We start from the raw sequence: 14913 nt of genomic DNA, 5'->3' as shown, positions 1-14913 counted from the left end.
GTTTTGGCTGCTTTTTTTGAAATAAAACGAAATAATAACAACTTATAAGAGTGTATTTATGGGAAAGTTTACATTTACCTTAGCCCTGCTTCTAAGCACATTTACTTCTGCAACTTTTGCCGCTAAAAAACCCAACGTGCTATTAATTATGGCGGATGATCTTAATACCGATATTGGCAGTTATGGCCATCCGTTAGTTAAAACGCCGAATATCGATGCTTTGGCCGCTGAGGGACTTCAATTTAATAATGCTTTCGTGCAAGCGACCGCCTGTGCACCAAGTCGCACCAGTATGATGACTGGGCTTTACCCCTATCAGACCGGTATTACCGATAACGCCTCTGATTTTAGAGAGTTTATTCCATCGGTCGTTACCCTACCGCAACACTTTAAAAACCACGGTTACTGGACCGCCCGTACCGGTAAAATTTTCCACTATAAAGTGCCTGAAGGGATTGGTACAAACGGTTCCGACGACCCTTTTGCTTGGTCACAGGTGAGCAACCCTATCGGTTATGATAAAGCGGTAGAGAAAGATCTGAATATCATCAGTGAAAATAAAATTGGTGCAACCCTAAGTTGGTTATCAGTCGAATCCGATGAGTTACATACTGATCAAAAGGTTACCCTAGCAGCACTAGACATGCTAGAGCAGCAATTAGATAACAACAGTGAGCAACCTTTCTTCCTAAGTGTGGGCTACTTCCGCCCGCACACGCCTTATGTCGCCCCTAAACAATACTTCGATATGTATCCTATAGAATACATCACGCCATTTGTGATGGATGAAGAGGATCGTAAGGACATTCCATTAGCAGCCTTAGCTGACCGTAGTAACCAATTAACATTAACCCTAGCCCAGCGCAAAGAAATCGTGCAAGCCTACTACGCTAGCATCAGCTTTATGGATAATGAAATTGGGGTATTAATGGATGGTCTTGAGCGTCTAGGCGTAAAGGATGACACTATTATTGTGTTTATGTCAGATCACGGTTACCTATTGGGTCAGCATGGCCTATGGCAAAAAGGCGACTTATTTGATGGCTCAGTTCGTACCCCAATGATTATTGTTGACCCTCGCCAAAACGTTAAGGGCCAAAAAACCGATGCCATTGTTGAAACGTTAGATTTATACCCAACTTTGACGGATCTTGCGCAGCTACCTAAACCGTCAGTTCTGCAAGGCACCAGTTTAACCCCTTTACTTGACGGCAGTGTTGACAAGGTCCGTGAGCTTGCCTACACCACAATGCCAAGCCGTGCTTTCCAGTATTACGATGAAATGAAATATAAGGAAGTGTCTGGTCATTCTATCCGTACTGAACGTTTCCGCTACACCGAATGGGGTGATGGCGTGTATGGGGTTGAATTATATGATTACCAAAACGATCCCCAAGAGCAGCTAAACCTTTACCACAACCCAAAATATAAAAGTATTCGTATGAAGCTGCGTCAGTTACTACAACAGGCACAAGCGAAAGCCCAATACCCAATTATTCCATGGAACTTAGAACTTGCAGTTGGAGCACACTAATATGAATTTTCGTCGTACTATGACCGCCACAGCGGTTATTCTTGGACTGAGCATTGCGCCACTTGCGCAAGCGAAAAAAGTACTTTCAGAAGATATTCTAAGCCAAAGGATCAGCTTTGAAGACGCGCAATCTTTGCACGCAATAGAGACTAACCAACACCAGCTTGAATTATCAACTAAGCACTTTAAGGACCTTTCCCACTCTTTAGCTTGGAAAATTACATCCACTAACCCCCTTCACTTTGGTGAACAAGCCATCCCGGGTTTAGTGGAAGCCTCTAGCATGTATCCAGGGGGCCAGCCCGAAGTCTATGAGCCTTCTTATGTCAACCACTCCCATCAAGGTGGCATCAAACTATGGGTATATCGTGATAAGCCGAGTAATGGTAGCCTCACCTTCGAATTTAAGGACAGCAACAACCAGGCTCACTACCGCGCCCAAATGCAACAAAACTACAGTGGCTGGCGTGCGTTTTGGGTGCATTTAGCCGAAGACGCCAAAATTGACGCCAACAGTGCTAATCAAATCGTCAATAATATGAGCATCACGCCGTCAAAAGAATTGCTTGGCGACACCGTCCATCTTGATATGCTGCAATTTGTCACGTTTGTTTCACGTAAACGCCATTCCGATTGGCAATACGTTAATAACAAAGCCAAAGTCCGAGTAGACAGTTATAAAATATTGCAGCCATGGCAACAATTGCAAAAGTTTGATGACCAGTCTGTTAAGCTTGAGCAAGCACATATTGATGCTTTTGCCAGCATTGGCAACAAACTCGATACGCTTATTTTAGGTAGCCAAACCAACCACAGCCACATCAAGCAAGCGGATCAGTACCTGCAATTAGTACAAGAGCAGCTTGATAAAGCCGAAAGCAGTTACCAAGCCTTAAATATTCAACGCCAAGGTGAAGGCCTCACTGGTCAGCCTTTATTCTCAGTCCGTGACGAGCACGTCGCCATTGAAGGGGACATTTTCCAAGTTGCTGGTCAAAATACTTTTTTCTCGTTAGCCCTGGACTATAAGCGCCAGCCAACCGCGGCCAAAAAGCAACGTTTATTAAACCTGTTTGAACACTTCCATGACCAAGGCTGGGCAGCCGGTTCTTCGATTGGTACCACTGATCACATCATCCGCTTAGGGTTTTATGCCATTGGCAGTTGGTTGTTTAGGGATGAATTGGCCGAAGCTGGCATGTTGACAGAAGTTCAACAAGCGCTACTTTGGCATACCCGCTTCGGTAAATTAAGTAACATTGATTACAGCACTGGCGAAAATACCGATCACGTTCGTGGTGGTGCTTTTGCTAAATTAATCAGTGTCCTATTAATGCAAGACAGCCCGCAAAAAGTGGCGCTTATGCAAGGTTATCTCGATTACCTAGAATGGGCCAGTGATTACGCACCAAGTTATTCCGATACCATAAAGTGGGATGGTTCGATTTACCATCATCGCAGCGCTTACCAAAACTCCTATGGTATTCAAAGCTTAACGACTCTGGCCTTGATTGATTCCGTGCTGCATGGAGGCGCGTTCCAGTTAAGTGAACAATTTGATCAGCGTCTCAAAACAGCCTTAATGCAACAATTTGAATTTAGCGCGGATTTTCAGCAACACTTAGGGATCACTGGTCGCTTCCCGGCCAACAACTCAGGCATTGATCGCTTTATGCTGCCGGCTTATGCCGCCATGGCCTATAAAGATCCACAACAGGTGGACGCTGACTTGGCTATGGTTTTCGCCCAAAGTTACCAAAAAGCAGATTTAAGCGCTATCCATAAGATCCTGACCCCAGGACTGACCTATTTTGGCAGCTTTGGCACCATTGAAACTATGGAAAATGTTTATCAATGGGTGAAAGATAATAAACCAGAAGCCCTAAAAGCCAAGCGTTTAGGGGAAAGTGGTTTTTACAATAAGCCCTATGCCGGTTTTGTTAACATGAAAACCGACAATTGGGTTGCCCAAGCCCGTGGCATGAGTAAATATGTTTGGGATTTTGAGTCTGGTTCAAAAGTTGAAAACCCTTTTGGTCGCTACCAATCCTTCGGCGCCTTAACCCTGTTCAGTGGCGAAGATGAACAAGGCTTATTGACCCTAAAGGCATCAGGTATGGCACCATTTGATGGCTTCCACTGGGCTTATTTACCCGGGGCAACCACCAAAGCATTGCCAATGGAAAAAACCACCTATCGCGTCGCGGCTCACCCTATTTATAAAGAAGGTAAGCATCGCAACTATACCGAAAACACCTTTTTGGGTGGGGTGGATAACGGTAATAATGGTATTTTTGCCATGGAATTAACCGACACTGTGCCTAACGATGGCGATGAGCCAATGTTTGAACCTGGCTTTAGCTTTAATAAGTCGTTCTTCTTCTTTGAGGATCAAATTATCGCTTTAGGTTCAAGAATTAATTCCGACGACAAACAGTACTCCACCATTACCACGCTTTTCCAAAATTTGCTTAATGTAAAACACCCTACCACGGCACAACGTAACAACCAGCCGTTAGTCGGTGGCATTCATACCTTTGAAGGTGGAGAGTTTGTTGATCCTCAGGGCAATTTATATCGTGTACCGAGCGAATATAAAGTCGTTGCGGAACAGGGTATCCAGCCAAGTTTGACCACCAGCAGCCCGAAAAAAGGCAGTAAACGTCGTCAAATTGTCGCCATTGAGCAAAAAGCGGTTAAAGCCTACATCGATCACGGTAAGGCTCCGAACAACGCAAATTACCATTATCAGATTGTCCCTAAGCATGCTCAACTTGAGCGCCTACCTAGTTATCAGTTAATCGCCAACGACAGTGCGCTGCAACAGGTTTATGAACCTCAAAGTAAGACCATGGGTTATGCTATTTTTGATGCCAGTGCCAAACCTACGGAACCAATTGTGGCGACTGATACCCCTATTATTGCAATGACCCAAAATCAGGGGAACCGTTTAACCGTTGCTATTAGTGATCCTGATCTGCGAATGAAAAAATGGAATCATAATATGAGTTTTATGCCATTAGATATTGTCAATGGCAAAGAGGCCAGCAAAACAGTGACCATCACCATTGATGGCCATTGGAATGTTGCTGAGCATCAAGATCTACAAAAAATACAACACCTTAATAAACAAACCCAAATCCAAATCACCCTAGATAAAGGTAAAACCAGAAAACTTGCTCTTCAGCAACTTTAACGGCAATTAAAAAAGGAGAGCATGAGCTCTCCTTTTTACTGAATCAGTTTATTGTTGCCAAGCAACCTTCAACGACCGTGATTGAACAAAAGAAACTAATTTAAACCCTAACAGCATAGCACCAACAAAAATGAGAATTTGCGGCTGTAAACTTGCAACGCCAATCACTGCTGGACCAGGGCAAATGCCCGATAAGCCCCAACCTGCGCCAAATAACAGCGAACCGACAATTAACTTGTTGGTGATAGGCTTAGCAGTGACTACTGGCTGCTTGGGCTTGACCCAGAAATGATAACCAGGAATAAATACTGTCAATGCTCCTCCCATCACAAACATCAAGCTAGCATCCCAAGATTCATTCAACCTAAAAAAGCCGATTACTTTTTGAGGATCAGTCATTCCTGACAATAATAACCCCAATCCAAAAATAAAACCTAAAACAAATACCAACACTTTATAACCCCATGCCGTTAACCACTATTGCTGCAACCATCATAAAAGTGACAGTCGCCACTAAAGATCGCAACGATAATCGACCTAAACCACAAATACCATGACCAGATGTACAACCATTAGCCAATGCCGTCCCTACTCCAACCAATAACCCTGCAGCAACAGCTTTATGCCAATCAAGGTGGCCATAATTAAAATCATAATCATAAACCAGCAGTGCAACGCCACCGGCACTGATCATTCCTAAAATAAACCACAAACGCCAACGCTCATGAGTAAAGTCATTGATGATGCTATTCAAAATTCCCGATATGCCAGCAACTTTACCTTTAAGAGCAAGCAACAACAGTCCACTTAGGCCTAAGGCTATGCCACCCATTAAAGAAATAAAATATTGTTCCATGTAAACTTCTTCTTCAACAATACAAATAGGGCCATTATAGGCCCAAGGTATATACTTAAAAAGTATTAAAACGCTCTAATTAATTCCTCGGCGTTCTAACAAAGCATCCGTGCTTGGTGCTTTACCGCGAAAATTAATATAAGTCTGCATCGGGTCAATGGCGTTTCCGACACTGAGGATATGTTTACGGAATTTATCCCCCATCTCACGGTTTAAGCCACCATTTTGTTGAACATACTTATAAGCATCCGCTGCCATGATTTCTGACCACATGTAGGCGTAGTAACTCGCAGAGTAACCGCCTGTAAAGGTATGGGAGAAGTATTGTGATTTGTAGCGTGGTGGAATAGCCGCAATGTCTACACCATGCTTTTTAAGTGCTGCTTGCTCGAACGCTTCAACATCGTCAATTTTGCTCCCTGCAGCAATAGCGTGCCACTCTTGGTCAAGCATTGCTGCAGACATATACTCTAGGGTATCAAAGCCTTGGTTAAAGCTGGCCGCTTTCAGTGCTTTATCTAGCAGCTCTTGTGGAATGGCTTCACCCGTTTTGTAGTGCTTTGCGTAGTTGGCTAGCACTTCTGGTTTGATTGCCCAATCTTCTTGGAAAGTCGACGGAAATTCAACCACGTCACGGGATACATTAGTGCCTGCAAGTGATGGGTAGTTAACATCTGAGAACGCGCCGTGTAAGCCGTGACCAAGTTCGTGGAACATAGTGCTGGCGTTATCAAAGCTAACGAGCTGCGCTTGACCTATTACTGCTTTTGGAATGTTCATTACGTTCACGATAACTGGTTTTTGCTCTTTTAGGCGAGTTTGGCTAACAAACGCGCTCATCCATGCCCCACCACGTTTGCCCGGACGGGCAAAGTAGTCGGTGTAGAACAAGGCTATTGATGTGCCATCAGCATCGAAGATTTCGTAAGTTTTGACGTCTTCGTGATAAACAGGTAGGTCGTTACGCTCTTTAAAGGTAATGCCAAAGAGTTTCTCCATGGTGTAAAACACACCATTGTTTAGCACGCTGTTAAATTCAAAGTATTCCATCAGCTGGGCTTGATCGATGGCGAATTTTTCTTTACGCACTTTTTCAGCATAATAGGCCCAATCCCATGGCTGTAGCTCGAAGTCGCCGCCGGTTTTGTTGATCATCGCTTGGATGTCAGCTTGTTCTTGTTGGGCGTTAGCCACTACTTTTGGCACCATAGCTGAGAACATATCGAGTACAGCTTGTGGCGTTTTCGCCATGGTGCCGTTTAGGCGGTACTCAGCCCAGTTTTTATAACCAAGAACAGCGGCTTTTTGTGCGCGAAGTTCTGCTAACTGTTTAACAATCTCTAGGGTTGCATACTGACCTTCAGTAGCACGATTAGAAGATGCTTCCCAAATGCGCTGACGTAGTTCGCGGTTATTGAGCTTTTGCAGTACAGGCTGACGTGTGGTGTTAGCAAGTTTAAGGGCGTAACCTACTTTACCTGATGCCTTGGCAAGCTCGGCTGCGGCAGCAATTTCCCCCTCCGTTAGGCCATCAAGCTCGGCCACATTTGCTACCAATACGTGCTCGTTGCTTAAAATACCAAGCTGGTTCTCGCCAAACTTGTTTTGGAGGCCAGCCAATTCTGCGTTTAGCTTACGCACTTTATCTTTAGCTGCATCGGTAAGTTTTGCGCCCGCATTAATAAATTCATCGTATTTAATTTGTAACAGACGCGCCGACTCGGCATCTAAAGCTAGCTGTTGTTTGTTGTTGTAAAGGGTTTGTACACGATTAAATAATGCTTTGTTTAGGTAAATGTCGTCAGAGTGCTTGGAAAGTAGCGGGGCAAACTCAGCTTGCAGCGCACGAATGTTTTCGTTGCTCATAGTGCCCGTTAAGTTGTAAAACACTGACGTTGCGCGGCTTAGCAGTTCGCCAGAAAGCTCCATCGCTACAATAGTATTGTCAAAGGTTGGTACATCTGGATTGTCGGCGATTTTTTCGATTTCTGCGAGCTGAGATTTAATTCCAGCTAATATTGCAGGCTTGAAGTGTGACTCTTTAATAATATCAAAACGTGGAGCTTGGTACTGAAGTGTACTGGCCGAGAATAATGGATTTTGCACTTGTGCTTGCTCTTTTAAATTAGGTGTCACCGCTTCTGTAACGGGCTGACACCCGCTTAAGGCGATAACCACCGCCAAGGCTAGAGAGTTTTTTAACATAATTTCAGCTCTTGATTTGTTTGTTTTATCACTTTCTACCTGATCCAAAAACCGCTTCACAGGAACAAACTTACCACCAACTAAAATTTATCTGATTTCACTGCCAACAGAGCAATAAACACCCAGACATGTTAATGACGAGTTAATTAAATACTGTTTAAATTAATCCTTGTTCACTGATTTGAGCAAGCTTTTATAATGATTAACACCATAAAGTTGCCGATTTTTATCTAAAAATTTTAACAACTCAAGATGGGCCTCTTTAGATACCTCAAGGTAATCTCCTCCCACACCATGGAAGGTAAAACTGATAATTTTTCCCGTGCCTTTATGCTTGGTCACCATGTCTATAAGCTGTTGCCCGGTTTGTCCAACAGGGGTATAAAACACTTCTTTATTAGGGTCTAGCGGACGCTTTTTTACCCCAACAAATAAAGATTTAATGTGTGGGTAGTAATCACCATCTTTAGCTTGGGTTTCAAAACACGGCGGCGTAAAAGTACGTTCAGTTTGACCATCTACAGCTCGCAGCATGGCGTTGGCAATTTTTATTTCTTGCACCATATGTTCAATGGTGCGCCTATCTAAATCTTGCTCAGGCTTCACCCATTTACGGTTAGGCAGTGAACCACGACAGCTATGATACAAAGTATGGTTACCCAGCTCATGACCATTAGTGGCGATCGCACGCCAATCATCCAACCGATTTAAGAATAGATCTTTATTAATGGTTGGATAAAAAGTGCCTTTAAAATTAAAACGGTCTAACTGCGGCACGACAATAGTCAAGTGAGTCAGCAACGAGTCATCATAATTTAAGCTAACATAAGTTAATTTATCTGATGCTTTAACCTCGGCGCTAAAATTGACCGCCAACGCTAATGACAATGTTTTTACAAATGTTTTCATTATTACATTTAAGCTTTTTTATATTTGAGTTTGTTGTTGCGGCCTATCTTATACAACAGTGGCCGAATTAAGCGTCTGAATTTAGGGAATAAATACCCTAACGTTGCGAGTTTACCACTGGCTGCTGGCATGGCGATTTCTTGGTTTTTATCAAAACAAAGTTTGACAATATTGGCAGCAACTTGCTCCGCACTGCTCATCGGCTGGGAATAGACAATGTCTTCCACCTGATCAATCTCATCCATAATAAAGCCGGTATCTATTGGCCCTGGTGACACGACTGCCACCTTTATTCCCTTAGTGCGCAGTTCATCCCCGAGGGCAAAACTGAAGGCGCGAAGTCCTGCCTTAGTGGCACTATAAGTCGCCGCCCCTTGCAATGGCGCTTTACCCGCTAAAGAGCCCACCATAATAATGGCAGAGCCAGAGCTCATATGGGGCAGTGCTAAGGCAGATAAATAGATAGGGCTACGTAAATTTAAATCGACCATTTGCGCCGCTTGCAATGGGGCTAACTTAGCTAAATCGCCCCTATGGTGGAGGCCGGCATTGTTCACCAAAATATCAATTGCGCCGAACTCTGAGATGGTTTGTGTAACTAGGTTTTGGCAGCCCTCTAACGAACTCACATCTATCGCTAAGGTCAGCAAATTCACCTGTAAATTATCACTAAGCTCAGCGGCTAATTGAGCTAATTCTTGTTTGTTACGTGCCACCGCCACTAGGTTAAGGGATTGATAATGTTCAATAAAGGCATCTACACAGGCGCGACCAACGCCCTTAGTAGCACCGCTAATCACGACTGTAGTCACTGGCTAACTCCTGCTTTTAATAATTTTTTTACTTTGTTCATTCCAAACACCCCTTGCATCCGCATGGTGGTCATCACTCCCCCCATCAAGGCGCCCCCTACCCCCGCGGTTAACACGTCAGAGCCTGTCATATAGAAATTTTTGATAGGGGTTTGCGGGTGCAAAAAGCTCTGCTTAAACCTATCGACACTATGGTTAACGCCGTAAATCTCGCCGCCATCATTACGTTGATAAAACTGGGTAGAAAGTGGCGTAGACAACTCATAAAACTCAAGTGCCTGCTCCAGTTGTGGTTCTCGCTTAAATAAAGATTTAAGTAGTATTTGGGAAAGTTTTTCTTTCAACTGGAGGTAACTATCGCCCCTGTCATTCCAAGTGGTGCCAAACCAATCTTGGTAATCGTCCATGCTGGCGAGGCTGACAATTTCCACCGTGGCCTTGCCAGGATAACGGTTATCCCAATCAGGATCTTTTACCGATGGAAAAGAGATATAAGTCAGCGGCAGCTCGCTGGTTTCACCTGTTCTATAAGCATCCACATTGGCTTCTATGTGTTCGTTAGGGTAAAGCCATAAATTGGTCTTTTTAAGGTTTAGGCTTTGGGCATCTTGGTTAAAACCGGCATACAAACAAATAGAGGCACTAGAGCGAGTGACTTTGTTGGTCCAATTATCCATGCCATACTGAGTTTTAACCGAGGGCGGCATAATATGATTGACGGTATTCATAAAGCCAATATTACTAATGATTTTATCGGCATACAGTTTATGCCCACCTGCTAACTGCACCCCATAGGCCTTGTTATTGTGAATCAAAACTTGCTCGACTTTTGCCATGGTAAACACATGGCCACCTGCGTTTTCAATGGTAGGGATGATCGCTCGGGCAATACTACTGGCACCTCCAACGGGATATGCCGCCCCTGCCAAATAATGCTTAGCAATTAATGCATGAATTAAAAATGAAGCATCCCTTGGCACCATGCCATAATCGCCCCACTGACCACATAGTACGCTAATCAATTTTTGGTTGCTGGTGATCTCTTCTAATACTTCCCGAGCGGTTTTAAAAAAGGCTTTATGGACTAATTTAGGACGGATTTTATTATACAGCTTAGCCAGCATTGGCGGCAGCGCTTGGCCAGCAAAAAAGGTGGAAGATTGCTTTGATATCAGACGAATAAGCTCGACATAATGTTCAATTGCTTGGCGCTCTTTGGGGAAATTAGCCACTAACGATTCAATAAAGTTGTCTTTGCCAGCAACAAAATCAAACTCTTCATCACCAATGCAAATTTTGTCATAAACCTTATCCATTTCAGCCCACTGTAAGCGTCCTTGGCTTATCACATCAAAAATGCGCCTTAGGGTGGAATACTCTTTATGGACCTCGCCAATATAGTGAACCCCCACATCCCATTCAAAGCCCTTACGCCAATAGGCATGGGTATAGCCACCAGCAGTATAATGCTGTTCCAGCACACATACTTTTTTACCCATTAGTGCCAATAAAGCAGCATTAGTTAAGCCACCTATGCCTTAGCCTATAACGATGGCATCGTAATGGTCGTGGGCGTCTTCTTCTCGAAAACGTTTACCCGTTCTTACCCTTACTTTCTTTTGAGGTTGTTGTGGCTCTTCCTTGAGTCCTGTAGCCATATTCTTTCCGAATGTATTATTTATTGTTTAAAATAACAGCTATTTATAAAAAGAAAAAGGCCACACTTCCTTGTGCAGCCTTTTATTTTGTTTAAGTAAATGCAGTGATTAAGATGCAGGTACCTCTTCAATAATCTCTTCAAAGTTAACGGTCGCTGTGGTGCTGTATTGCACAGTCACATCGTGCACTTGGCCCTCTGGATTTGGAATGGTTAAACCGTCGTAGATTTCTGGGTTATCAGAGGCAGCATCACAGCTAAAAGCCAGTTGGTAATCACCACCAACGATGTTGGCAATTTTGTAACCCCACTCGTTGCTTTCAGCATTTTGCACTACCGCGGCAGAGGCAATCGGTGCCACAACATCAGCAACATCATCCATCGCAGGATCAAATGCATCCGCTAAAGGCTGCGCGCCATCATTTTGTGGGTATAGGTAAACAAAACTAGAATTGCCATCACAGTCATTGGCCGTTAATAAGGCTTCATCCACCACACCTTCAATATGCGCTTTAGTACGGTTTTCAAGTACGCTAACTCCGTGTGGTTTAAGGTTGTATTGCTCCCCTTTGCCACGCTCAACCAAAGCCTTGCGTAAATTGAACTCAATGGTAAATTCTTGTTGACCTTCAGCCGCAATATCAATGCCACCAAGTTTAAGCTTATTACTCGGGGTGCTTAAAGGGTGTTGACCTTGGTCATTCACTACATAACAAAATTCGGCACTGGCACCAGCGTGGGTTTGACAGCCTTCGGTATTAACGATTAAAGACTTATAAGAACCTGCAGGGATATCTAGATTGCTTAGTAGCAAGTAGCTGTCACCATTTTGGTAATCTAGTAAGTTAATTTGAGCAGTCGTTTCATTACCTTCGGCATCGGTTACTGGGTAAAAAACATCCCCTTCATCACCAGACAAAGTAATTCCACTGTAGTTGACCACTACCGCCTGGGCGTTATCAACTGGTGCATCGGAAATATAGAAAGACACAGAGTTTGTTTGCGCTTCTTCATTAGAACATGCGCCTAAAGCAAAGGCACAAGCCAGAGCGATGGATTTTTTGATCATTATTTTACCTTTATTATCTCTGCCTAAAAGTAATGCGACCTTCCATGAACATCAATTAAGCAATCTTTTCATTAATTTTATGTGTTTTAGCTTAAAGCAGGCTTAACAGTTCTAAAATACCCTTAACCCTAGATGGTGATAATTTTTTCTTATCTTTGAATTTTTCAACTAAACTCAATGTTGTAGTTACATTTGCTTACATTTAGCCGTTAACAAAGTGTCAGAGTGAGCAATTGGATGTTTTTTAATTTAAGGAAAAAATATGAATATCAAGAATTGTAAGGGCTCAATGCTCGCTTTGTTGGCGACATTTGGTCTAAGTTCAATTGCCTTGGCGGCAACTACACAGCGCTACATCGTCGAATACGCCCCTGGGGTTGCCAAGCAACTGAGTGGGGAAATTGGTCAAGGTAAAATTAAAGCCATGCTCAACAACCGTAATCTTATGTCTGTTGAGTTAACCAACCAAGAAGTCCAATCCTTAACTCTTAACCCCAAAATTAAAAGCATAGAAATAGATGCAAAACGCTATCCATTAGCGCAAACCACTCCTTACGGTATTCCTATGGTACAAGCCACTCAGCTTAGTGATGCGGCTGCAGCGAATACCATGGTGTGTATTATCGACTCTGGTTATGACTTAAGTCATGAAGACCTAGCCAGTTCCAGCAACATTAGCGGTACCAATGACTCAGGGACAGGCAATTGGTTTAGTGATGAACACGGTCACGGTACCCATGTTGCAGGCACGATTGCTGCGCTAGATAACACGCTTGGTGTAATTGGTGTACTACCAAATAACAACTTGAACCTGCATATTATTAAGGTGTTTGACGCAGATGGTTGGGCTTACTCGTCCACCTTGGTTACAGCGCTTGATAACTGTGTTGCAGCGCAAACCGCTGCAGGCCTAGATAAACTTGTTATTAATATGAGTTTAGGTGGCAGCCGTTCAGTACGTTCTGAAGATCGTGCCTTTGGGGATGCCTATGCCGCAGGCGTTCTAAGCATTGCTGCTGCCGGTAACGATGGTAACACTCGCCATTCTTATCCAGCATCCTACGACTCTGTGGTATCGGTTGCAGCCATTGACGCCAATAAAGTCGTTGCGGCCTTCTCGCAACAGACCGACCAGGTTGAGTTGGCAGCTCCTGGTGTGGCAGTTGAATCGTCATTACCTATGGGAACCGCTACCTCTTCTGATGTAACAGTGGCGGGCAATGGCTATGAATCTGCAGGAATGGTAGGTTCACCATTCGCCAGTGCAACTGGCTCTTTGGTTGATTGTGGTTTAGGTACCAGTGCCTGTACTGGTGCAACTGGCAATATTTGTTTGATCAGCCGTGGCGACATTGCCTTTTCAGATAAAGTATTAGCCTGTGAAGCCGGCGGCGGTGCTGGCGCCATTATTTACAATAATGAACCAGACATGCTTTACGGCACACTAGGTGAAGTGGCGACAAGCATTCCTTCTGTCGGCGTGAGCCAAGCCGACGGCGCGACTTTAGTTGGTCTTGTTGGCAGTAGCGCCACGGTTGATGTATATGCGGGTAACTATTCCGCGTGGGATGGTACCTCAATGGCGACGCCTCATGTTGCGGGTGTGGCAGCACTGGTTTGGAGTAATAACCCAAGCTGTAGTGCCAGCGAAATCCGCGCAGCATTAGTGGCAACGGCCGAAGACTTAGGTGCAGCTGGACGTGATAATGCCTATGGTCACGGTTTGGTTCAAGCTAAAGCTGCTCACGATCATATTGCTGCAAATGCCTGTACTGGCGACAACGGTGGTGGTGACACCGGCGGTGGCGGCGGCGGTAACGGCGGTGGTAACGGCAAACCTAAAAAGAACTGATCGTTGACACGACTAAAAGCTCCTAAGGGAGCTTTTTTATTGTCTGCAATAACAGGCCAAGGTTAAAACATCTAAAAAAGGGGGGAGTACTCATCATCACTCTGTGTTGTATGCGCACTCTTTGATAATTAACCAAGCGTCAGTCTGCATGGATAAATAGGAGTACATGCTACTCCAGTAAATATCTTAGGTAACCTAATTAACGAATTAATAAAAATACTTAACTATAGCGTTATTGACTTTACTATTACCAAATAGCAATATATTTAAACTGTTTAATAAACAACCACTCCATATTTAATGACCTTTAGGTATTTAGATGATTGATTTACCATTAATTATGCTAATCGTTTTTGGATTTTTATATACTTCATTGGCCGTTTTAGTTTTCTATCCCGTATTGCCCTGGTTTATTCGCTCTAGTCCACAACTATTATCCCCCCCTGTAAAACCTTCCGAAAATGAAGTCGCCAAATTAACCCAGGCGATGTCATCCCAGTGCTATTTAGATCCCGACTTAAACCTGCATGATTTTGCTAAACTCACCAAACTCGGTGAGCGAAGAGTCTCTGAAATCATTCGGTTGCACTTTAAAACAAATTATTGTGATTACGTGGCAGCATATCGGGTTAACCATGCAAAGTCCTTAATGAGCAACCGCAAAAACCTTAGTTTAAGCTTATTAAATATCGCGCTTCTCTCTGGTTTTAATTCAAAATCATCATTTAATCTGCAATTCAAAAAGCAAGTCGGATTAACTCCTTCGCAATACAGACATGGGCAGCATTGATAAATATCAACTCAAATGCACATCAATGTCCTA

11 protein-coding genes are annotated in these 14913 nt (G+C 43.7%); 4 read left to right on the top strand and 7 right to left on the bottom strand.

Annotation, left to right across the window (positions count from 1 at the left end; genetic code table 11):
- Positions 1–58: 58 nt before the first annotated feature.
- Together GFB48_RS06520 and GFB48_RS06515 are read left to right on the top strand one after the other, a co-directional pair.
- Positions 59–1534, top strand: coding sequence for a sulfatase (locus GFB48_RS06520; protein ID WP_163932878.1), 1476 nt, complete (start codon positions 59–61; stop codon positions 1532–1534).
- Between the two features lies 1 nt (position 1535).
- Positions 1536–4730, top strand: a complete 3195-nt coding sequence (locus GFB48_RS06515; protein WP_163932876.1) for a chondroitinase family polysaccharide lyase — start codon at positions 1536–1538, stop codon at positions 4728–4730.
- A 48-nt stretch (positions 4731–4778) separates the two neighbouring features.
- Here GFB48_RS06515 and GFB48_RS06510 read toward each other — a convergent pair whose 3' ends face one another.
- From GFB48_RS06510 to GFB48_RS06480, 7 genes are all read right to left on the bottom strand, one after another.
- Positions 4779–5183, bottom strand: coding sequence for a DUF6691 family protein (locus GFB48_RS06510; protein ID WP_205597692.1), 405 nt, complete (start codon positions 5181–5183; stop codon positions 4779–4781).
- Position 5184: 1 nt separating this feature from the next.
- Positions 5185–5586: a YeeE/YedE family protein gene (locus GFB48_RS06505; RefSeq protein WP_163932874.1), complete on the bottom strand. Its 402-nt coding sequence runs from the start codon at positions 5584–5586 to the stop codon at positions 5185–5187.
- Positions 5587–5661: 75 nt separating this feature from the next.
- Positions 5662–7791: a M3 family metallopeptidase gene (locus GFB48_RS06500; protein WP_163932873.1), complete on the bottom strand. Its 2130-nt coding sequence runs from the start codon at positions 7789–7791 to the stop codon at positions 5662–5664.
- A 162-nt stretch (positions 7792–7953) separates the two neighbouring features.
- Entirely contained in the window at positions 7954–8700 is a 747-nt protein-coding gene (locus GFB48_RS06495) for a polysaccharide deacetylase family protein (RefSeq protein ID WP_163932871.1), read from the bottom strand.
- 8 nt (positions 8701–8708) lie between these two features.
- Positions 8709–9512, bottom strand: a complete 804-nt coding sequence (locus tag GFB48_RS06490; protein WP_163932869.1) for an SDR family oxidoreductase — start codon at positions 9510–9512, stop codon at positions 8709–8711.
- Positions 9509–11047, bottom strand: coding sequence for an NAD(P)/FAD-dependent oxidoreductase (locus tag GFB48_RS06485; RefSeq protein WP_256377989.1), 1539 nt, complete (start codon positions 11045–11047; stop codon positions 9509–9511). Before GFB48_RS06485 ends, GFB48_RS06490 begins: the two co-directional genes overlap by 4 nt.
- A 231-nt stretch (positions 11048–11278) precedes the next feature.
- Positions 11279–12238: a DUF4382 domain-containing protein gene (locus GFB48_RS06480; protein WP_163932866.1), complete on the bottom strand. Its 960-nt coding sequence runs from the start codon at positions 12236–12238 to the stop codon at positions 11279–11281.
- Positions 12239–12500: 262 nt separating this feature from the next.
- Here GFB48_RS06480 and GFB48_RS06475 point away from each other — a divergent pair, with 262 nt between their 5' ends.
- Both GFB48_RS06475 and GFB48_RS06470 read left to right on the top strand, forming a co-directional pair.
- Positions 12501–14090, top strand: a complete 1590-nt coding sequence (locus tag GFB48_RS06475) for a S8 family serine peptidase (protein ID WP_205597690.1) — start codon at positions 12501–12503, stop codon at positions 14088–14090.
- 319 nt (positions 14091–14409) lie between these two features.
- On the top strand, positions 14410–14880 hold the full coding sequence (locus GFB48_RS06470; RefSeq protein WP_163932864.1) for a helix-turn-helix domain-containing protein: 471 nt from the start codon (positions 14410–14412) through the stop codon (positions 14878–14880).
- Positions 14881–14913: the final 33 nt, after the last annotated feature.

Source organism: Paraferrimonas sp. SM1919, from assembly GCF_010993985.1.
GTDB lineage: Bacteria > Pseudomonadota > Gammaproteobacteria > Enterobacterales > Shewanellaceae > SM1919.
The sequence above is the reverse complement of the archived record's forward strand: the minus strand, read 5'-3'. Positions and strand labels throughout refer to the sequence as shown.

Coding starts and splice junctions, on each gene's coding strand:
- GFB48_RS06520 (WP_163932878.1), top strand. CDS start 59: ATGGGAAAGTTTACATTTACCTTAGCCCTGCTTCTAAGCACATTTACT.
- GFB48_RS06515 (WP_163932876.1), top strand. CDS start 1,536: ATGAATTTTCGTCGTACTATGACCGCCACAGCGGTTATTCTTGGACTG.
- GFB48_RS06505 (WP_163932874.1), bottom strand. CDS start 5,586: ATGGAACAATATTTTATTTCTTTAATGGGTGGCATAGCCTTAGGCCTA.
- GFB48_RS06500 (WP_163932873.1), bottom strand. CDS start 7,791: ATGTTAAAAAACTCTCTAGCCTTGGCGGTGGTTATCGCCTTAAGCGGG.
- GFB48_RS06495 (WP_163932871.1), bottom strand. CDS start 8,700: ATGAAAACATTTGTAAAAACATTGTCATTAGCGTTGGCGGTCAATTTT.
- GFB48_RS06480 (WP_163932866.1), bottom strand. CDS start 12,238: ATGATCAAAAAATCCATCGCTCTGGCTTGTGCCTTTGCTTTAGGCGCA.
- GFB48_RS06475 (WP_205597690.1), top strand. CDS start 12,501: ATGAATATCAAGAATTGTAAGGGCTCAATGCTCGCTTTGTTGGCGACA.
- GFB48_RS06470 (WP_163932864.1), top strand. CDS start 14,410: ATGATTGATTTACCATTAATTATGCTAATCGTTTTTGGATTTTTATAT.